The organism is Streptomyces sp. NPDC088354 (assembly GCF_044753585.1).
In the GTDB taxonomy this organism is placed as follows: Bacteria; Actinomycetota; Actinomycetes; order Streptomycetales; family Streptomycetaceae; genus Actinacidiphila.
Map to the genome: position 1 here is coordinate 112,668 of NZ_JBIVNJ010000020.1, position 19,961 is coordinate 132,628.

Annotated in this window: 10 protein-coding genes and 2 pseudogenes; 5 read left to right on the top strand and 7 right to left on the bottom strand. The window is 70.0% G+C overall.

Going from position 1 to position 19,961, the window contains the following annotated elements; all coding sequences use genetic code 11:
- Positions 1 to 2: 2 nt before the first annotated feature.
- Both ACIP98_RS26295 and ACIP98_RS26300 read right to left on the bottom strand, forming a co-directional pair.
- A complete protein-coding gene (locus tag ACIP98_RS26295) occupies positions 3 to 5,435 on the bottom strand; it encodes an amino acid adenylation domain-containing protein (RefSeq protein ID WP_401978209.1) in 5,433 nt (1,810 codons plus the stop codon).
- Positions 5,432 to 7,228, bottom strand: coding sequence for a non-ribosomal peptide synthetase (locus tag ACIP98_RS26300; RefSeq protein WP_401978211.1), 1,797 nt, complete (start codon positions 7,226 to 7,228; stop codon positions 5,432 to 5,434). The genes ACIP98_RS26295 and ACIP98_RS26300 overlap by 4 nt, the downstream gene beginning before the upstream one ends.
- A 1,644-nt stretch (positions 7,229 to 8,872) precedes the next feature.
- Between ACIP98_RS26300 and ACIP98_RS26305 the strand changes: the two are divergent.
- Positions 8,873 to 9,775 (top strand): annotated as a pseudogene (locus ACIP98_RS26305) (transposase family protein); the annotation flags it as partial.
- Positions 9,776 to 9,916: 141 nt separating this feature from the next.
- Here the strand turns inward: ACIP98_RS26305 and ACIP98_RS26310 are convergent.
- From ACIP98_RS26310 to ACIP98_RS26325, 4 genes are all read right to left on the bottom strand, one after another.
- Positions 9,917 to 10,429, bottom strand: coding sequence for a DinB family protein (locus ACIP98_RS26310; protein ID WP_401978213.1), 513 nt, complete (start codon positions 10,427 to 10,429; stop codon positions 9,917 to 9,919).
- 111 nt (positions 10,430 to 10,540) lie between these two features.
- Positions 10,541 to 10,897: an isomerase gene (locus ACIP98_RS26315; RefSeq protein WP_401978215.1), complete on the bottom strand. Its 357-nt coding sequence runs from the start codon at positions 10,895 to 10,897 to the stop codon at positions 10,541 to 10,543.
- Positions 10,898 to 11,044: 147 nt separating this feature from the next.
- The gene (locus ACIP98_RS26320; RefSeq protein WP_401978218.1) at positions 11,045 to 12,118 is read right to left on the bottom strand and encodes an FkbO/Hyg5 family chorismatase; all 1,074 of its coding nucleotides are present in this window, start codon (positions 12,116 to 12,118) and stop codon (positions 11,045 to 11,047) included.
- Positions 12,119 to 12,435: 317 nt separating this feature from the next.
- On the bottom strand, positions 12,436 to 15,819 hold the full coding sequence (locus ACIP98_RS26325; protein WP_401978220.1) for an amino acid adenylation domain-containing protein: 3,384 nt from the start codon (positions 15,817 to 15,819) through the stop codon (positions 12,436 to 12,438).
- A gap of 357 nt (positions 15,820 to 16,176) precedes the next feature.
- On the opposite strand from ACIP98_RS26325, the gene ACIP98_RS26330 reads away from it, so the two are divergent.
- The 4 genes and pseudogenes from ACIP98_RS26330 to ACIP98_RS26345 all read left to right on the top strand — a co-directional run bounded on the left by ACIP98_RS26330 (position 16,177) and on the right by ACIP98_RS26345 (position 19,217).
- Positions 16,177 to 16,494, top strand: coding sequence for a hypothetical protein (locus ACIP98_RS26330; protein WP_401978223.1), 318 nt, complete (start codon positions 16,177 to 16,179; stop codon positions 16,492 to 16,494).
- Between the two features lie 743 nt (positions 16,495 to 17,237).
- A pseudogene (locus tag ACIP98_RS26335) lies at positions 17,238 to 17,369 on the top strand (IS5/IS1182 family transposase); the annotation flags it as partial.
- A gap of 23 nt (positions 17,370 to 17,392) precedes the next feature.
- Positions 17,393 to 18,622: an amidohydrolase family protein gene (locus ACIP98_RS26340; protein ID WP_401978226.1), complete on the top strand. Its 1,230-nt coding sequence runs from the start codon at positions 17,393 to 17,395 to the stop codon at positions 18,620 to 18,622.
- A 112-nt stretch (positions 18,623 to 18,734) separates the two neighbouring features.
- The gene (locus ACIP98_RS26345) at positions 18,735 to 19,217 is read left to right on the top strand and encodes a hypothetical protein (RefSeq protein WP_401978229.1); all 483 of its coding nucleotides are present in this window, start codon (positions 18,735 to 18,737) and stop codon (positions 19,215 to 19,217) included.
- Here the strand turns inward: ACIP98_RS26345 and ACIP98_RS26350 are convergent.
- Positions 19,183 to 19,961, bottom strand: a 779-nt coding sequence (locus ACIP98_RS26350; RefSeq protein ID WP_401978231.1) for an IS5 family transposase, incomplete at its 5' end; no start/stop codon positions are given. The genes ACIP98_RS26345 and ACIP98_RS26350 overlap by 35 nt on opposite strands.

The following is a 19,961-nucleotide window of genomic DNA, read 5'->3' on the forward strand; positions in this document are numbered from 1 at the left end:
CGTCACCGCCGTGCTGCGCCCCCGCCTGCTGGGCTGAGCAGCGCCGCATCCGCCTCGTCCTGAAGGGCGTCCGCCTGGCCCTGCAGGACGTCGAGGTCCTCGGAGATGACGCTGCCGGTGGGGACGTCCGGCAGCCTGTCCTCGATGCGCCGCAGCGGGCGGTAACGCAGCCCGAGGACGCCCCAGCAGGACAGCAGGAGGCCGCCGGTGATCATGAGTAGGCCCATGCCGCGGCTCGGCCCGTCGCCCAGCACCGCCTGGAACACGTGGTTCCCGCTGACCAGGGGCCCGAAGACGTGCTCGTTGAGCACCGGGGTCAGCAGGAAGCCGAGCGGCATCATGGCAGTGGCCAGCATCTGGTTGGTCGCCACGACCCGGCCCTGGAGTTCCAGGCCGACCTTGGCCTGGATGATCGCCAGCCAGTGCGCGTTGAGCACGGCGTTCAGTGCCCACCACAGGAACAGGCCGATGCCCATCAGCACGGGTGCCGGCCGCAGGCCGATCAGGGCGGTGGCCAGGCCCATGCCGACCGTGGTGGCGATCATGCCGTCGGCGCGCCGGCGGGTGCCGCCCCAGAAGGCCATGGCCAGGCCGCCGACCGCCGCGCCCAGGCCGCCGGCGGCGGTCACCAGTCCGAGGACGGCCGGGGTGCTGAAGGACAGCACGAGCGGGGCGGTGAGCACGGTGGTCGTGGCGGTGATGTAGTTGACCACCACGAAGAAGACCACCATCGCCACCATCGGTCTGCGGCGCACGATGAAGCGCCATCCGCCGGTGATGGCGGAGCCGAAGGTCTCCCGTCGCTTGCGGAAGAGGCGGTCGGGGAAGCGCACGGCCAGCAGGACCGCCGCGCCGCCCGCGAGGCCCACGAGGTCCAGGGCGATCACGCCGCTGAGACCGGCCAGGGTGATCAGCGCTCCGCCGAGGACGGGTGCGATGAGCGTGCTCAGCGCGGTGCCGAGTTGGGCCACGCCGTTGGCCTGCGTCAGGTAGGGCTTCGGCACGAGCTGGGCGACGGCCGCGAGGTAGGCGGGGCGCTGGAACGCCGCGGTGAGCGATGTCAACCCGGCGAAGAGGGCGATCTGCCACACCTGGAGCGCGCCTGCTGCCGCGACCGCTGTGAGCGCCGCCAGCGCGGTGCCGTAGACGGCTGTGCAGGCCAGCATGACCTTGCGCCGCTCGTACCGGTCGGCCACGGCGCCGCCGAAGGGGGCGGCGAGCACGGCGGGCAGCAGGGCCAGCATCGTGATCATCGAGTAGTAGGCGACGTTGTGGGTGCGCTGGTAGACCCAGACGCCAAGGCCGAAGGCGGTCAGGCTCGCGCCCGTGAGCAGGATCGTCTGGCTCAGCGCCAGCAGGCCGAATCTCCTGAGGTCGCGCAGGTCCTGAGCGGCAGGCCGGCCGGGACGTGCCGGGGCGGCGGTCGGCGTACTTCCGGGTGCGGTGTCGGCGGCCGGGCGGTCCGTGATGCGTCCGGAGATGAGGTCCGCGAGCTCGCCCGCCTGGTGCTTGACGAAGTAGTGGCCGGCGTCGGGGATCCGGGCCAGGTCGACCCGGTCGGCGAAGGCGTACCACTCGGCGTGCCGCTCCTCGGACAGTTCCGTGGTGCGGTCGCGGTCGCCGATGACGCACAGCACGGGCGTGCGCAGCCGTGCCGCCTCAGGGGCCCCGAGCCGGGCGCTGAACCAGTCCACGGCCTGGCGCACGTCGTGCCGCACGCCGCGGATCACGGCCTCCTCGGTGGCCTCCTCCAACTGGCCGCCGAGGGCGGAGAGGACTTCGCGGTAGGCCCGGTCGGACGTCCAGCGGTCGCTGGGGAACCAGCGGTCCACCAGGGAGGAGAGACGCCCGGGGAGGCGGGCCGTCGGGAAGGACGCGCCGAGGACGACGCCGGCCAGTTCGGTGCCGCGCGCCTCGAGTTCCAGGGCGAGGCCGACCGCTGTGGCCGTGCCCACGCAGTGCCCGTACACCAGTACCGGGCCTGCGCGTCCGGCGAGTTCGTCCCGGCAGCCGTCGATCAGCTCGGCGAGGCTCGGCATGACCTCGTCCGGACGGGCCGGGTCGTGCCCCGGCGGCTCCAGGGCGAGGACCTCCGCGTCGGGGTGACGCGCCGCCAGCTCGGCGGCGAGCGGTCCGTAGGAGGCGGCGGAGCCGCCCGCGTACGGGACGCAGAGCACGGTGAGGCCGACGGCGGTCCCCTGCGCCGGTCCGGCAAGTCGCTGGAGCAGCCGGGTGTCGCGCTCGGCCGGCCCGTCCAGGAAGAGCGCCAGGTCGCGCACGGTGGGGCGGGTGAACAGGTCGATGACCCGCAGGTCCAAGTCGATGGCGCGAGCGGCCCGCAGGGCGCGGAACGAGTCGCCGCCGAGGGCGAAGAAGTCCTCGTCGACGTCCAGGTCGGCGTCGGGAAGTTCCAGCACCTCCTGCCAGACGGCGGCGATGCGACGCTCGGTCTCCGTGCGCGGCGTGACCCGCTCCGCCGCGGCCTGCGCCGACGGCTGGGGCAGAGCGGCGCGGTCCACCTTTCCGTTGGGGGTCAGCGGGACGGCGGGGATCGCCGTCAGCGCTGTGGGCACCATGTGGCTCGGCAGGTCGGCGCGCAGCGCGGTGCGGGCGGCCTTGATGTCCAGCGGCTCGTCGCCGGCGGGTACGAGCCAGGCCGCAAGGTGGCGCTGGTTGCCCGCGCCGACGGCCAGGACGACGGCCTCGCGTACGCCGGGCAGGGCGCGGCAGGCGGCGGCGACCTCGCCGAGTTCGACGCGGTAGCCGCGGACCTTGACCTGGTCGTCGAGGCGGCCGAGGAACTCGATGAGGCCGTCGGCTCGCACGCGGACGCGGTCACCGGTGCGGTAGCAGCGGCGGGTGCCGTCCAGCGGATCCGGGACGAAGGCCCGCTCCGTGGCCTGGGCGTTGCCGAGGTAGCCGCGGGACACGCCGGGGCCCGCGATGAGGAGTTCGCCCGGGACGGTGGGCGGCAGCGGCCGACCTGCCGGGTCCACGACGTAGCAGACGGCGTTGGGGAAGGGCGTGCCGAGCGGGGCCACCGGTCCTCCGCGCCGGTCCGGGTCGACCTGGCCGAGGTCGCAGCCGAGAACCGAGACGGTGGTCTCGGTGGGGCCGTAGTGGTTGTGCAGGACCAGGTCGGGGCGGGCAGCGCAGATGCGGTCGGCCAGTTCCCACGGGCAGGGCTCGCCCGCCAGTACCAGGGTGCGACGCGGCAGGACGGCCGCCAGGTCGCCGTGGGCGGCGAGGAGTTCGATGTGGCTGGGCACCATCTTGACCACGTCGACCGGGTGCGCGGTGAAGTAGGCGGCGAGCCGTTGCGGGTCGGTCGCGGTCTCGCGGTCGACGAGGTGCAGGGTGCCGCCGCTGATCAGGGCGCCGAAGACCGACAGGTAGCCGAGGTCGGCGGCGGCGGTGGACAGCAGGGCGAAGGAGCGGCCGTAGCCGTCGACGCGTTCCAGGCCGCCGTGGGCGTAGTGCACGAGGCTGCGGTGCTCGACGGCGACTCCCTTGGGTGTGCCGGTGGAACCCGAGGTAAAGATGACGTACGCGAGGTCGTCCGGGGAGGTCCTGGTGTCCGGCCTGGTGTCCGGAAGCGTCGTGTCGGCGGCGGTCTCACCGATCACGGTGAGCCGGGGGGCGGCGGCGCGTCCGGTGAGTTCGTCCTGGACGAGCAGGTGCCTGCTGCCGGACGCCGCCAGCGTGGCCGCCAGCCGCTGGTCCGGGTAGGACGGCTCCAGCGGTACGAAGGCCGCTCCCGCCTTGAGGGTTCCGAGGACGGCGACCGCCAGGTCGAGACCGCGTTCGGCGAGGACGGCGACCGGGTCCTGGGGTCGGACTCCGGTCGCCAGCAGCCGGTGGGCCACGCGGTTGGCCCGGCGGTCCAACTCGGCATAGGTCAGCGAGCCCTCGGCGGCCACCACCGCCACGCTGTCGGGAGTGCGGTCCGCCCAGTCCTCGATCAGGGCGTGCACGGGGCGGTCCAGCGGGAAGCGCCGGACCGGACCGTGGACGACGCCGGCGCCGGGCTCGTCGAGCGCGAGGGCGCCCACGGGGGCGTCGGGGTCGGCCAGCAGCGCGTCGAGCAGCCGCAGGTACCAGTCGGCGAGCCGTTCGGCGCTGTCGCGCTCGAAGCGCTCGGCCCGGTACTCCAGGACGCCGCTGAGGGTGCCATCGGACTCCCGCTCGAAGAGCTGGAGGGCGAGGTCGGCCTTGACCGAACCGGTCGGCACCTCGCGGAACTCCGTGGTGAGGCCCGCGAAGAGTTCGCTGACGTCGGGCCGGCGGTAGAGGTTGGCCATGGTGTCGAACAGGGGGTTGGCGCCTGCCGCGCGGTCCGGGCGCACCCGTTCCACCACCCGCTCGAACGGCACGTTGCCGTTGCCGATGGCGTCCAGGACGGTGCTCCGCACCCGCTCCAGCAGCGTCCGCCCGGAAGGGTCGCCGGACAGATCGGTGCGCATCACCACGGTGTTGACGAACAGGCCCACCGCCCGGTCGCTGCCGGGGGTGCGTCGGCCGCCGTCCGGGACGCCGACGGGAATGTCCGCGCTGCCCGATACGCGGGCAAGCAGGGTCTGCCAGGTCGCGAGCAGCACCATGAAGGGTGTGCAGCCGGACGACGAGGCCAGTGCACGCAGCCGCGCGTGGAGTTCGGCGGAGAAAACCAGCGGCACCGCGCCGCCCAGGTCGGAGGGGACCGGACGGTGCGGACGGTCGGCGGGCAGGTCGAGTCCCGCACCGCAGCCGGACAGCCGCTCCTCCCACCAGTCCAGGCGGGCGTCCTCCAGTTCCGCGGGCAGCCGGTCGGCGACGTCCGCGTACTGGGGTGCCGCCTGCGGTACAGGACCGAGTCCGCGTCGGGCGGCGTACAGCGCGGCCAGGTCGTCGATCATCAGGCCGTTGGACCACGCGTCGGTGGCGATGTGATGGACGACCAGCAGCAGCGCATGGTCCCGCTCGCCCACGGTGAAGCAGGCGGCCTTCAGGGGGCACTCGTGTTCCGGCGAGATCGGCCGGCGGACGCGTTCGCGCACCTGGCGGTCCAGTTCCTCGTCGGGATCGGGGTGGGCGGTGAGGTCGACGTCCTCCACGGGAACGTCGGCGACGGCGCGGGTCCGCAGCAGGGGCCTTGGACCGGAGGCGTCCACGACGCCGCGCAGCACCCGGTGCCGCTCGGCGAGGTCGCGCACTGCTCCGAGCAGGGCCTCCCGCTCAAGGGGGCCGCGCAGCCGCAGCAGCACGGGTACCAGATAGGCCGGACTGTCGGGCTCCAACTGCGCCTGGAACCACAGGCGTTCCTGGGCCGTGCTGAGCGGCGCGGGGGCGCCGTCGTCGCGGGGGGCGCCCTGCCGGGCGGCGGCGGCCCGAGTGGCCAGCAGGGCGCGCAGCCGGTCCTGGTCGGTGCCCGGCGAGTGGACGGGGGACGTCGTCATCGGGCACCGCCTTCCGCGTCGAGGGGCGGCAGGGAGACCCCGAGCGGGTTGTGGATCTCGGCGGCCACGCGTGCGCCCAGCAGGCTGTGCCCGCCGAGCGCCACGAAGCGGGCCTGCGGATCGCCTACCTCAGAGGCCTGTGGGAGGACCTCGTACCAGATCGACGCCACGGCGTCCGGGTCGTCCTGCTCGGCGGAGGCGCCCGTCCGGCCGGAGCGTTCGCGCATCAGGCGCTGCAGCAGCGGCCGTCCGCCGTCCATCCGGCCGGACCGTGACGCGGACCGCTGCGCGTTCAACTGCTCCTCGGCTCGCTGCCGCAGGAGTTTGCGGTCCCGCTTGCCGCTGCTGCTGAGGGGGAGTTCGGCGGCGATGAGGAAGCGGGTCGGCACGTAGGGGGGCGGTACCCGGTCGGCCATGTGCTCGCGGAGCCTGCGGGGCAGCCCGTCCCCGGCCGGCGTCCCGGCGCCGTCGGCGGTGGGACGGACCCAGGCCACCAGTTCCACGTCCTCACCCACCTCGGCCGCCACCACGGTGCCCTCGGCCACCTCGGGGTGACCGTTCAGGTGGTGTTCGACCTCCTGCGGTTCTATGCGCTGGCCGCGGATCTTCACCTGGTCGTCGACGCGGCCCAGGTACTCGAGGCCGCCGTCCACCACGCGCACCCGGTCTCCGGTGCGGTACCAGACGGGTACCGACGCGTCGGCGTCCGCGGGGACGAAGGCCCACTCCGTCAGGTCCGGCCGGTTGAGGTAGCCCAGGGCCAATGGCATGCCGCCGATGCGCAGTTCGCCTTCCTCCCCGGTGGGGACCGGCTCGCCGTCGCCGCCGAAGACGCCGAGGACACAGTTGTCGACAGGCAGCCCGATGAGGACCCGGTCGACGTCGGCGGCCTCTTGCGGACAGGTCCAGTGCGTGACGTCGATTGCCGCCTCAGTGGGGCCGTACAGGTTGTGCAACCGGGCGGGCAGGCTCGCCGTGAAGTCGCGCGCCACGGCGACGGGCAGGGCCTCGCCGCTGCAGAAGACATGTCGCAGCGAGGTGCAGTCCTGCGCGGCGGGCCCGCGCAGGAACTCGCGGAGCATCGACGGCACGAAGTGGCACACGGTGATCCGGTGGTCCTGGACGGCGCGCGCCACCAGAGCCGGGTCGCGGTGCTCCTCCGGCGGCAGGAAGACGCAGGTGGCCCCGGAGATCAGCGGCAGCCACAGCTCCCAGCCGGAGACGTCGAAGGTGACCGGGGTCTTCTGCAGGATCCGGTCCTCCGGCCTGATGCCGTAGGTGTCGCGCATCCACAGCAGCCGGTTGCACAGCGCCAGGCTCGGCAGCACGACGCCCTTGGGCGCGCCCGTGGAGCCGGAGGTGAACAGAACGTACACAGGCTGGTCGTCGGCCACCTGCGGCAGCGGATCCGCCACGAACCCGGGGCCGCCGGATTCCACCGCGACACGTGATACGTCGACCTCGACCGTGCGCAGTCCGTGCTCGGCCAGGACCGGTCCTGCCTGACCGCCGACGAGCGCCACCCGGCTGCCCGCGGTCTCCAGGACGGCGGCCAGCCGGGCCGGCGGATCGTTCGGGTCGACGGGCAGGTAGGGCAACCCGGCCTTCAGGACGCCCAGCAGCGCCGCGAGCAGCCCGTTGCTGCGGGGCACGGCCACCACCACCGGCACGCCCTCCGGAGCCCGGTCACGCAGGGTCCGGCCGATGGCGTCCGACCACGCGTCGAGCTGCCGATAGGTGAGGACGTCCACCCCGGACCGGACGGCCGGGCGGTCCGGGTGCCGCTCCGCCACGTCCCTGATCAGACCTGGCAAGCCGGTCGGACAGTCCCTCATGACCTTGGGTCCCGCGAGTTCCACGGATCCGGCACCCGAATTGTGTTGCACGTCCTCTGCTCCTCTCGCCCGGACAGGGCCGCGAGTCACACTAGGAACAGCCGGTCGAACGCCATAGAGGTGCTGATGAGACCTTAACGACCGTGCTTTTCAGACCTCTTGCCCGTGTTCACCTGAATGCGCCGGGAAGTGCGACGGGCGTGGCGGCAGATGTGGTGAGTCAGGAAGACAGCCGTTGCACCGACAGGGGGCAACCGATCCATGAGGGCCGACTGGGCGATCGGGGCCGTACGCCCCGGCCGCCCTGAGCCGTGCCTCTCGAAAGAAGTGGGAATCGGGTGGGTCCGATCCGGAGGACCGGGGCCCGGGCACCCCGCGGGCCGGTGACGGCGATCCGCCGCGGCCATCACCTGAGGCCGCTCTCATTTTTGATGGCGCCCTGACGACAGGTCCGGGCGGACACCGCTTCCCGGCGTCGGCATGCGGGTGTGGGTTCGTCCGCCGTACCGCGCCTGGCCCGCGACACGGCGGCCCGCGCGGAGGAGGAGCACCATGGCTGAGGCTCTGGGTGGCGAGGTCGCTGTCCGCGTCGTAGGTCGCGGAGAAGGCGCCGGCGACGGAGTCGGTGCGGGAGGTTCCGGACCGCGGGGGTCCTTGGCGGTGTCGTCGGTGTAGGTGGTCGTCGACGGTGCGGAGTCGGTGGTCTTCGTCACGCGCGCGAAGGCGGAACCGCACGGCTCTCCCGTGTCGTTCCGCATCCCTGGTGCCGCGGGCCGCGCTGCTGACGCCATTCTGACGACATCGGTGACGCACGTCACGGGGCATCAGGAATTCGTCACGCTCGCCCGGCCCGGCGTCCAGGCCTCGTCATTGAAACTCCGCGCCCGCCGGCACAGCGCGACAGTGATGGTTCGCGAGGCAGAGTGGCGCCAATCCTCTCCGGGGGCGCGAAGGGGAGGCACAGCGCGATGCCGGACACGGTCGCCGTTGCCACACATCAAAAACCCCTTCTTCAGGTCCGGAAAACGGGCCGGAAGTGCCGTCGAATCCCGACGGCCCCGACAGGTCACGCCCCTTTCCGTCATCTCCGACCACTCCCCCGGGGCGATCGCAGCCGTCCCGCCACCACTCCGGCACCGTCCCCTCCCGGCTTCGACTGCTGCCTGCCGTGTTATTCGCGACTGCGGCCGGACTGGCAGGCATCCTCACGGCGGGCGGCATCACGCTGAGCGGATCGTGGTCGGACATACGTCACCACTCCGCGCCTCAGGTGACCAGTGCCACGGGCCTGTACTTCACCCTCAACGACATGGACGCCCAGCTCGCCAACCGGCTGATGCCGGGGTTTAGCAGACTGAGGCCTCCGCACTCCACGACCAGCGGCGTGCCGAGGCCATCAGCGACCTCGGCGCCTACGAGGAACGGGCTGCCCGCGCCCTGCTCCTCGGCGAGCAGGGCCACCGCCTGGCGGCGGTGGCCACGTACAACTCCGCCTCGAACCTCATGCGCACGCATCTGCTGCCGGAGGCCGATCGCCTGGTCACCGTCAACGACGCCGCCTTCGAGCGCACCTATCAGGACAGCTCGGGCCCCCAGTCCGTCATCCGCATCACCTCCCTCCTGACCACACTCGTACTGCTGGCGCTTCTGACCACACTGCGGCTCTACCCGTTCTCGCGTTTCCGTCGCGTGATCAACCCCGGTGCGGCAGCCGCCAGCGCCCTCGTGCTCGTTGTGCTGGTCACCGGGCTCGTCGAGATCTCCAGCCAACGCGAGCAGTTGCGTATCGCGCGGCATGACGCCCTCGATTCCGTCGTCGCGCTCACACGGGCGCGGGCGGTCTCGTACAACGCCAACGCCGACGAGTCCCGATACCTCCTGGACCACGCCGGCGCCGACGGGCACGAACGGCACTTCCTCGTCACGAGTCAGCAGCTCATGAACCTGCCCCGGACGACCTCGACGAGCCTGCGGCGGCCGGCTTACCAAGCCCCCGGCCTGCACGACGTCTTGGACCGCTGCCGGCAGGAAGGCATGCCGCACGTGATCCTGGACGGCACGCTCATCGAGTCCAACCGCCTGGCCGGTGTCCGCGACAACGGGAACGACCTGTGGTTCAGCCAGAAACACAAGGCATTCGGCGGGAACGTGCAGTTCCTGTCCGCCCTGGACGGCACCCCGCTGTGGGTCTCCGACGTCGAGCCCGGCTCCACGCCCGACATCACCGCCGCCCGTATCCACGCACTGCCCGCCCTGTACAAGGCCGCCGCCGACGGCCTGCCGACACTCGCCGACAAGGGCTACATCGGCGCCGGCATCGGCGTACACGTCCCAGTCCGACGCCCCAAGGGCCAGTCCGAACAGGCCCTCCACGCCGACACCCGCACCACCAACACCCTGATCAGAGACCTGCGCGCCCTCGGCGAACGCGCAGCAGCCGAACTCAAAGACCGCTGGCGCGCACTCAAGCACGTCTCCCTCAGCCCCAGCCGGATCGGCGACATCGCCCCGCACCGCACTCGTCCTCAACGGAATCTGGAAATGATCTTCGTTGAGAAAACCTCACTCGGTCGCCGGAACCGCTTGTGGATCGCCTCATCGGCGAGTTCGTCGTCTCGGATTCCGGCGATGACGGGATGGAGCCGCCTACGCGTGTTCCAGCTGGCGGCGAATATCGAGCCGGTGATGCCGCAACTCGTGCAGCGTGTGCACTGCGAACCAACGCAGGGATCGCACGGCCATCTCGGGGTAGGGGACGCTCAGAGTGCGTTCCCAGTCCGCGGGTCCGAGCTGGTCGAGTCCGTGGGTGAACAGCAGGGCCGCGTCGTGCAGTTGACGGGCGACATCGGCTGGTTCCTGCTGAATGTATCCGTCGTGTTCGACCCGCTCGTCCCGCCCCATCGGCTCGGTGACCGGCGAGTCGCTGCGTCGCGCGGCAAGTAGCCGTTCTCGCTGAACGAACAGCACATCGCGCATGTGACAGGCGTACTCGAGGGGACTCCAGAGCTGAGGTGCGGCGCGTCGTCGGAGTACGACAGGGTCGGCGCGCAACAGTTCCACGTATTCGGAGACATAGTGGTGGGTCAGCACCGACACTTTATCGGCCAACGCCAGATCGTACTCGTAATCACATTCAGTACAGTGCAGCATGGTATCCATAATATCTAATATCGCCCCTCGGAGTGAGGGAAAACGATTGTCTCACTTATCCGCCGTTGAAGCCTGACGACCTCTGGACCCTGGCGCATACAGTCCCGCCCATGACGGAGATCAGGGGAGAACGAGCTGGTAATACCCCTGCAGTTCCCGAATCTCAGTGGTTACTTGGACGGAGTATGCGCTGGGGATCGTGAGGTGCTCCTTGAGCAGGCCCAGTATCAGTTTTCCCAAGCGTTCCTTCAGCTCCTCGGGACGGCCTGGCAGGATGTCGACAATTGCGTGAACCATGTGGTGGTGGAGGCTTCCGTCGCCGACAACAGTCTCGTCGAGGGCGACGAACCGGGTCTTGAATCCCCCCAGCGCGCTACTGATCAGGTCGGAGGCCGCAGCGTGCGCGGCCAAGGCGAACCCTCTCCTGTCGAAACCCGCCGCCAGGGCTTCCGGGTACTGGACCGTTATCTGTGGCATGCCGACACCTTCCCGTGATCGAGGAATTCACCAGTAGCGCGGCGGTGTGATCGCGGGTCGAACTCGTCCGAGTCGCTCGGCTCGGACGCAGTGGTCGAGCCTGCCGCGGTCACCGCGCCGCCCACCTCACCCTGCTCCGGCCACGGCCTACTCGCCGACATTCTCGGCCGATTCGGAGCTGCCCGGCTGCCGACCCGATACCCCGGCACCATCGACATCCGACATCAGCTCAGCGGCGACTCGCACATCCGGGTCCGAACCGTCCGGGCGTTGCCGGCACACCCCCTCGATCTCCACGAGCAGGTCGGGCCGGCACACGTCGACGTTGAAGTAGGCGATCTCGGAGTCAGGGCGGAACACCTGCGCGCAGATGTCGCGAACGATGGCAAGGTGCTCGGGATCGCGGACGTAGACCTTGACCTGGTCGAGATCCCGCGCGGCGTAACCGTGGCCTTCCACGCCGTGCCGGCGCAGATTGTCGCGACCGACGAGTGCGTCGATGTTGCAGAGGGTCTCGAGGGTCTGCCGTGTGACGTCGTCCGCGTGCACGGTGTCCTCACCCAGGATGCTGGCCGTGCCCGACACGAACACGCTCCCCGTCTGCTGCCCCCGCAGGAACGTCGCGCGGGCGAAGCTCGGAGACTTCGGTCCATACCGCGCCGGGTACCGGTAGGCCGGGGTCTGCCGCGGATTTTCCAGGTGGACGGTCCGGCCCTGTTTCGCGGCGAGGACACAGAGGTCGATGCCGGGACTGAGCGTGCCGATTCCGGTGGCGGCCGGCAGCTGCGGGAACTGTTCGGCCCAAGCAGCGAATGCCTCGGCCCGGCCGACGCAGAAGTCGCGGTAGATCTCCACGCCTTCCGCGTTCGGGCCGGTGATGTCGCCGATCAGGTTCCACATGCGTACCAGGTGGGTATAGCCGCTTTCCCAGACGAACCGCAGGGCGTCATCGTACAATTCGCGTACACGCTCCCGGTACACGGGCTGCGGTCCGAGACGTACGGCGTAGAACAGGTACTCGCCGTCCTCGGAATAGACAGCGTCCCCCGACCTGCCGGAGCGCCCGGGCCGGTCGGTCTGCCAGTCCTCCTCGACCGGAGCGACACTCCCGTTCGCCATGTGGGTGGTCAGGCAGGGGATCCCATCGACCAAGGTGGGCTCGGCCGGTCTGTCGGCGAAGACGATCCGCCCCAGCACACTGCCGCCCGTCGCGTCGGCCACACCGGCAATGCTCGGGACCAGATCGGACCGCAGCCCCCGCACACGGTTCCGAAGTCGTGAGTGATTCAACGTAGCTCCAAATTTTGATCATGACGGCGGCGCCCGCCGCGAGGCGCAGCAGGGCGCATCTGAATCGGGTTCCGGTCCGACGAATTCGACCAGCCCAAACCAGTGGAACGGCACTCAGGACGGGTCGCAGCAAGCCCGAGTGGTCTGCGTCCTCGGCCATGCGATGCCGTATCCGTCAACCACCGGACAACTGCCGAGTGTTCTCGGCCGCTACTGGTCGTTGCCGGAGGATGTGCCGGTGGCCGCGCTCATGGCGCGGCTCCCTCCTCGGTCGCCAGCGCGGCGAGTGCCCGCTGCTCGACCACGGTGGCCAGATCGACCAGCACCGGAAACTCGAACACGGTGCGGACGGACACGTCGACGCCCAACGCGTCGAAGATCTCCCGGGTCACCCGGATCGCGGTCAGCGAGTTGCCCCCGCAGTCGAAGAAGGAGTCGGAAGCGGCCACCCCCTGCACTCCGAGCACCTGTTCCCACGTTTCCGCCAGAAACTCCTCCACCACGGTGGCGGGCTCCACCCGCTTGCGCCCCGCCGGCTCGCGCTGCGCCCCGAGGAGCGCATCCGGCTCATGCGATGGCGGAACGGGCACCGCAAGCGCCGAGCAGACGCGGTCGGGATGCGCGCTGCCCTCGGTGAGGACCTGGCAGAATCCATCGAGCAACGCCGAGGCGGTCGCCTGATCGAAGCGCTCCACGTCGTAGCAGAGCTGCACCTCGCTCCCGGCGATCGTGTCGTTGACGAGGAAGGTGGCTTCGTTGGGAGCCGCGCCGGAGTCCCGCTCGCCGAGCACGTGGAGCTCCGCGGCACCTGACCGCAGGCGTACCGGCATCCCGGACGGGCGCACCGACAGGACCACCGGGGTCAGCGGGACTCCCGGTGGCCGCACCACGCCCGCGGAGTCGGCTGCGTCCGACAGTGCCGCGGACGGCAGATCGCGGTGCGTCAGTGAGCGGTTGCGCGCCAGCGCCGCCTCTGCCACCACCGTCCGGAAGCTCTGCTCGGGTTCCCACCGTACCCGGACGGGCAGGGTCGCGATCAACGGACCGACCACCTGGTCGAGTTCCACCACATCGCGTCGCGCCGCCGGCACCCCGACGAGAACGTCACGGGTACCGGTCCACCTGGCGAGCAGCACGTCCAACGCCGCCAAGTACACCGCGAAGGGGCTCAGCCCACTGAGTGAACCCAGCTTGCGCACCGCGTCAACCGTCTCCGGTGCGAGCGGACGGCTCAGGCGCTTTCCCCGGCAGCTCAGAGCACCGTTGCGGGCACGGCGGGACACGTCGTACGGTGGCCGCGCGCCGGCCAGTTCCTTCGTCCAGAACTCCCGATCGGCGGTGGCGTTCGCGGCGAACAACGTTTGTTCCCAGCGGGCCACGTCACTCAACTGCACGGCTGGTTCCGCCATCGACTGCTCGGCCCCGGAGAGGTGCGTGGCCAGTTCCCGCAGAAGGATGCCGCCGGACCAGCCGTCGAAGGCCATATGGTCCACCGCGATGACCAGGGTGGCCGTTTCCTCCGCGGTCCGGACCAAGGCGGCGCGCAGCAGCGGCACGTCGACGTCGAGCGCGAAGGGCTGCCGGGCTGTCTCGTCGAGGACGGAGTGGATCTCCTCGTCGCTCATTGCCTGCGCGTCGTACTCGGTGAACGGGACCCCGGCCGGCGGGCGGACCTCGCCCGTCACCTCCGTCCCGTTCACCCGCACCACCGTGCGCAGCGCCTCGTGTCGAACGACGAGAGCGTTCAGGGCGGCGGTCAGGGCGGCCGTGTCGACCCGGCCGGTGATGCCGAGCGCGAACGCTTCTGCAGTGGCGCCGGGAAAGCCGCTGACCTGGCGAGTCATCCACATCTGGCGCTGCATGTCGGTCAACGGCACACTCGTGGCGCCGAAATGCCGCACCGGTGGTGGTAGGGCCGTCCCGGCATCAGCCAGCCGGCGCGCCAGGCCCGCCACGGTCGGCTCGGTCAGGAACGCTCCGGGCTGGACCGCGGTGCCCAGTTCCGCACGGACGCGGGCGACCACCCGGGCGGCGGCCAGCGAATGGCCACCCAGAACGTCGAACCGGTCCGACCGGCCCACCCGGGGCAGGCCCAGCACGTCCGCGATGATGGCGGCCACCTGCTCCTCGACCGCGCCGTGCGGCTGCTCACCGTCGCCGCCACCGGCGCCGCCGGCGCCGCCGGCGCCGGTGGCGGGGATGGGAGGCAGTGCTGCCCGGTCCGCCTTGCCGCTCGAGTTCAGGGGCAGGTTCTCCAGCACCATGATGCGAGCGGGGACCATGTAGTCGGGCAGCCTGTCGCGCAGGTGATCGTGAAGCTCGGCCTCGGTGACCGGCGCGGTCCCCGCCGGCGCCTCCACATAGGCGTGCAGCGTGCGGACGCCCTGGGGGTCCGCCGGGGCGGTGGCCACGGCGTTGCGCACGCCCGGGTGCGCGGCCAGTGCGGACTCGACCTCGCCGAACTCCACCCGGAAACCGCGCACCTTGACCTGGTCGTCCAGGCGGCCGAGGTAATGCAGGACACCATCGACGCGGCGGACGAGGTCGCCGGTGCGATAGCGCCGCGCACCCAGGGAGGCGGGGTCCTCGACGAATCGCTCGGCAGTCAGCTCCGGCGCGCCGAGATAGCCGCGGGCGACGAGTGGTCCTGCCACCCACAGCTCGCCAGGTGTCCCGTCGTCGACCACCCGCTGATCGGCGTCGCGGACGGTCAGCTCGCTGACGGCGACAGGCTGTCCGATGGGCGGGTTCCCCTTCTCCGCCCGGCCGATGACGTGTGTGGCGCAGAAGACGGTGCACTCGGTCGGCCCGTACACGTTGACGACGGTCTCCACTCCCGGCTGTGCGTACAGACGATCGACCAGCGAGCGAGTGGCCACCTCTCCGCCGAGGTTCACCCGGCGCACCCCGCTGGGCAGTGGCTGTTCCAGCAGGGCGGCGATCGCGGAAGGCGGCGCGCCGATCATCGTGACCTCGTGGCGGGCCGGTAGCGTCGGCAGGGCGAGGATGTCGTCGGCCAGGACTACGGAACCTCCGGTGCTCAACGGCCCGAAGATCTGGTGGACCGATGCGTCGAAGCTGAGCGATGCAGTGGCCAGTCCCGCTCGCAGATGCGCGGGATCGCTCGTGCGTTCCACCCACCGAAGGAAGGCGACCACTGAGGAGTGCTCGACCGCCACACCCTTGGGTGCGCCGGTGGAGCCGGACGTGAACAGGACGTACGCGAGACCGTCCGCTGGGACAGGGGCGCCGCCGCTGTCGTTCAGGTCCTCGACGATGACGGGCTGGGCACCAGTAGCCGCGCAGGTGGGGGCCAGCTCGCGGGTGGTCAACACGTACCGGATCGCCGCCAGCTGGACCATTTCCTTCAGGCGGGACAACGGCATTAGCGGGTCGAGCGGGACGTAACCGCACCCTGCCCGCCACACCGCGAGAATCCCCGCGACCATCCGCTCATCGCGGGGGAGACAGACACCGATCAGGTTCGCCGCGGGCTCGGCCAGGCCCTGCGCGAATCGGGCGGCCATGGCCGTCAGCTCCTGATAGCTGGTCCGGCGTTCGCCCGCGATGACCGCTGTGGCGGTGGGAACACGTTCGGCCTGAGCGGCCACAAGATCATAGACAGTCGTCATTGCGTTCTCTTCGAGAATCGGGGGAGGGATGGTCCAGTTCACCGGCCTGACCGGTGGCGTCGGAGGCCGACCTGACGCGGTTTCTTTTCGGCGTGGACCGTCCCGGCACAAAGTTCAGCAGTACCTGTGCGCGACGGGGTAGCCCGGCTTCGGCATTCATACGAAGAACTAACGGGCGCCAAGTTCCGGCAACCGGATCACACACCGGTCAGGATCACCAGCGCAGGCGAGCAAGGGATCTGGGACTACTTGACCAGGCCCGTGAGTCGGACCCCACCCCGCTCGCGATGACCCAGCAGGTCCGGACTTACGAGAGTGTCCAATAGGCGGCGAATCCGATGATCAAGGAGATGCCTGATGAGCGAGACCATCACCGAGCACGAGGCCGTGGAGGAGCCGGTCATCGAGCCGGCTGCGGAGGCGGTGTCGGACGATCAGTTGGTCGCGATGCTCGTCGACCGGGCCCGTTCCGAAGGGCTGCAGCTGACCGGTGAGGGCGGGCTGTTGCAGCAGTTGACCAGGCGGGTGCTGGACTCGGCCCTGGAGGGCGAGATCACCGATCACGTCGGCTGTGACAAGCACGATGTGACGGGCAGAAAGAGCGCCTTGTCGGCGCTCACACGGTCAGGACGGACACGCTGCCGGCCGAGTCCGACCCGGCCCGGTACGAGGTAGGCACCTTCTTCAGGTCGGGCTCGATCTGCGGCCAGTCGCCGCGTTGCCCGGCGGTGATCATGATCGGCATGGGTTTTCGGTCCTGTCCGACGGCCGGGACAGGCTTGGCGGTGTCATCCGCCACGCGAGCGTCCCAGCCCGTGATGGACAGGTTCGCTGAAGAATCCTCCGGCGGTTCCTTCCGCAGTCACTCGGTTTCCGGGCCTGAGCCGCATGTTGATCGGCATGGCACACCGTCGAGTCGAGACTCAGGTCCCACACGATCACGTCCTTCGCGTCGGCCTGTGACCTGCGACTGACGAATACCCACAAATCGACCCATCCGGTCTGGTTGGCCGAGACGTGTGACGGCCTGCACATTCCATTCCGAACGCGACAGACGAGTTAGGATGTCATTAAAGGCCCTTGTGTTGCGCTTCGCACCCTCTATAGCTTTCGCGCTGAAATCAGCTTCAAGCAAGTGGAGCACATGTGCGGCCCCAACTGAACCCTGCCATAGCCGAGGTAGCAGGTCGACGGACGTCCCTTTCCTTCCCTGCCGGAGTGCCCGGGCTGATCAGGGAAGTGTCCAGGATGAGGCCGACGGCCGTCGCCGTCGAGTGCGACACCGAGCAGATCACGTATGCACAACTTGACGCGTGGTCCGACGAACGGGACCGTACTCCCCGCGCCGAGGCGCCGTCAGGACTGGCGGTGGCGGCCGCCGTTCCGCGGGGTGTTCAGCTGCCCGTCGTCCTGCTCGGCGCACATTCGCCTGGCTGCACCAGTTCAAACAACTCCGCATCCGCTACGAGCGACGCGCCGACCTCCACCAAGGTCTCCCCCAACTTGCCTGCACCATCATCTGTCTCCGACGGCTTCGGGCGGCATTCTGAAACGATTAGTTGAGGTCAAGTACATGTCTATGGTGAACGAAACCGCACATCACGGCACCACGGTGCTGCGGGCGTCACGGCTGTTCGACGGCGAAACGGTCATGCCGTGGGACGACCCCGTCGTGATCCTCGAAGGAACGACAATAGTCGGAATCGGCCGTACGGCGGATCTGCGGCTTGGAGAGACCGTCGTGGACTTTCCGGGCGCCACCCTCATTCCCGGTCTGATCGATCCCCACGTGCACCTCGCCTTCGACGCGAGCCCCGACCCGGTGAAGTCACTCGCCGATCGCGACGACGATGCTGTCGTGGCCGCGATGCGCGTCGCGGCCACGACAGCATTGCGCGCCGGCATCACGACCGTGCGTGACCTCGGCGACCGAAACTTCCTGTCACTGGCCCTGCGAGGCGCGACGGACCTGCCGACCATCGTGGCGGCCGGGCCACCGCTGACCACCGTGGCCGGGCACTGTCATTTCCTCGGCGGTGAGGTCGGGCCCAGCCCCGCCGAACTCCGGGTCGCGGTGCGTACCCATGTGGAACGTGGTGTCGACATCGTCAAGATCATGGCCAGCGGCGGCACGATGACGTCGGCCAGCTTCCCGGAGCAATCACAGTTCGCCCGGGAAGCCCTGCGTGCTGCTGTCATGGAGGCGCACCGGCACGGGATCCCCGTGACCGCGCACGCCCACGGTTACGACGCTGCACTCGACGCGATCGAGGCCGGGGTGGATGGTGTGGAACACGCCGGTTTCTGGTCGGCCGAAGGAGTCGTCGCGCCGGGGCGTGAACTCGTCGAGCGGATCGTCTCCCAGCGCGTCGCGCTCGGCGCCACCGCCGGAGCGCTACCCGGAACTGGCTCGGTGGTGCCCGCGGCCGTATCCCGGAGAATGCCTGAAATCATAGCCAACTTCGCGGCCCTGCACGCGGCGGGAGCGGTGATCGTCGCGGGCACGGACGCAGGGATCGGCCCGTACAAACCGCACGATGTGCTCCCGTACGCGCAGGATCGGCTGGCCGCATACGGAATGGGCCGGATGGCCATCCTGCGGAGTATGACGTCGGTCGCCGCCGGTGTCTGCGGTCTCGGCCACCGCAAGGGCAAGCTGAAGCCGGGGTACGACGCCGATGTCGTTGTCGTACGGGGCGATCCGATCGGCGATCCCTCCGCCCTGCACCGGATTGCGGCAGTCTATTCCCGCGGCACCCGAGTCGATCCGCAACGTCGGCACCAGGGCCCTGCCTCAGACTGAGAAGGTGTTGTCTTTCCGAAGGTGGTAGCTGCGTCTCCGCCGGTCAGGCATGAGATCGGTGCTTCGGCGGGAGGGATGGTGTGTCGTGTCGTCTTTTCGGGTGGGGTGCCGGATGCCGTCGGTGATGGGGCTGTTGGAGGAGCGGGAGCGTGCTGCTCGTCAGAGGGTGGAGATCCTGCGGGTCGAGTTGCGGGACGCTGAAGCCACGTGGCAGCGATTCGTGACTGCCCGCGAGACGGTGGGCCAGGTCTTGGCGGAATCGCGCGGGCGTGAGGATGCGCCCGTTGCCGCGTCCGACGAACGGCCTGTGCCGGTTGGGGGTGGGGTGCCCGGTTCGGTGGTGCCAGCATGGCGGGCTGGCTTCGAGCCGGCGGTGCTGGCGCCGGACTACCGGCGGCTCGTGGACATCCTGGCCGGCCGGGACGGGGAGGCGGTGGACTGCCGTCAGCTCGCTGTCGCGCTCGGGCTCGCGCCGGTGCCGGCGATGGTCGAAGGGGTGCGGTCGAAGGCCAAGCGCCTGGTCGCGCGGGGCTGGCTGGCCGAAGAGAGTCCGGGGATGTTCAGCGTCCGAGCCGGGCGAGCCGGCAGCTCATGACCATGCTCATCGACCAGTGGATCATCGCTTCGGCACTGTCGGTGCGGGACTCGTAGTCGCGGGCCAGGCGGCGAGAGCGCATCAGCCACGCGAACGTCCGCTCCACCAGCCACCTTTTGGGCAACACGGTATACCCGCGGGTGTCGTCGGTGCGCTTGACCACGGTCAGCGCGATCCGCCAGAGGGTGCGGACGACGTCGACCAGCTGACCGGTGTAACCGCCGTCTGCCCACACGCGCGCAATCCGCCAGTGCCGTTCGCGCAGCCGGGCCAGCAGACCACCGGCAGCCTCACGGTCGGTCACCGACGCAGCCGTGACCATCACGACCAGTAGCAACCCGAGAGTGTCCACCACGATGTGGCGCTTGCGTCCGTTGATCCTTTTCCCTCCGTCAAACCCCCTGCTGGCGGCCGGAACCGACGCCGCCCCCTTGAGCGACTGCGCGTCGATGACGCCCGCGGTCGGCTCCGGATCGCGGCCCTCGATCTGGCGGACGCGGTCGCGCAGCCGGTCGTGCAGTTCGCCGATCAGGCCCTGGTCGCGCCACCGTCGCCAGAATGCATAGACGCGGTCCCACGCGGGGAAGTCCGCGGGCATCGACCGCCACGTGATACCGCCCGCGACCAGGTAGCGGACCGCGTCGAGCATCCAATGCCACGAAGTTAAGCGCCCAGCTGCGGTGTCAAGGCATCTGGGAGAGTGATCTTGTAGGTGTTCGGCGCGGTGCGGATGAGTCGGCCGTT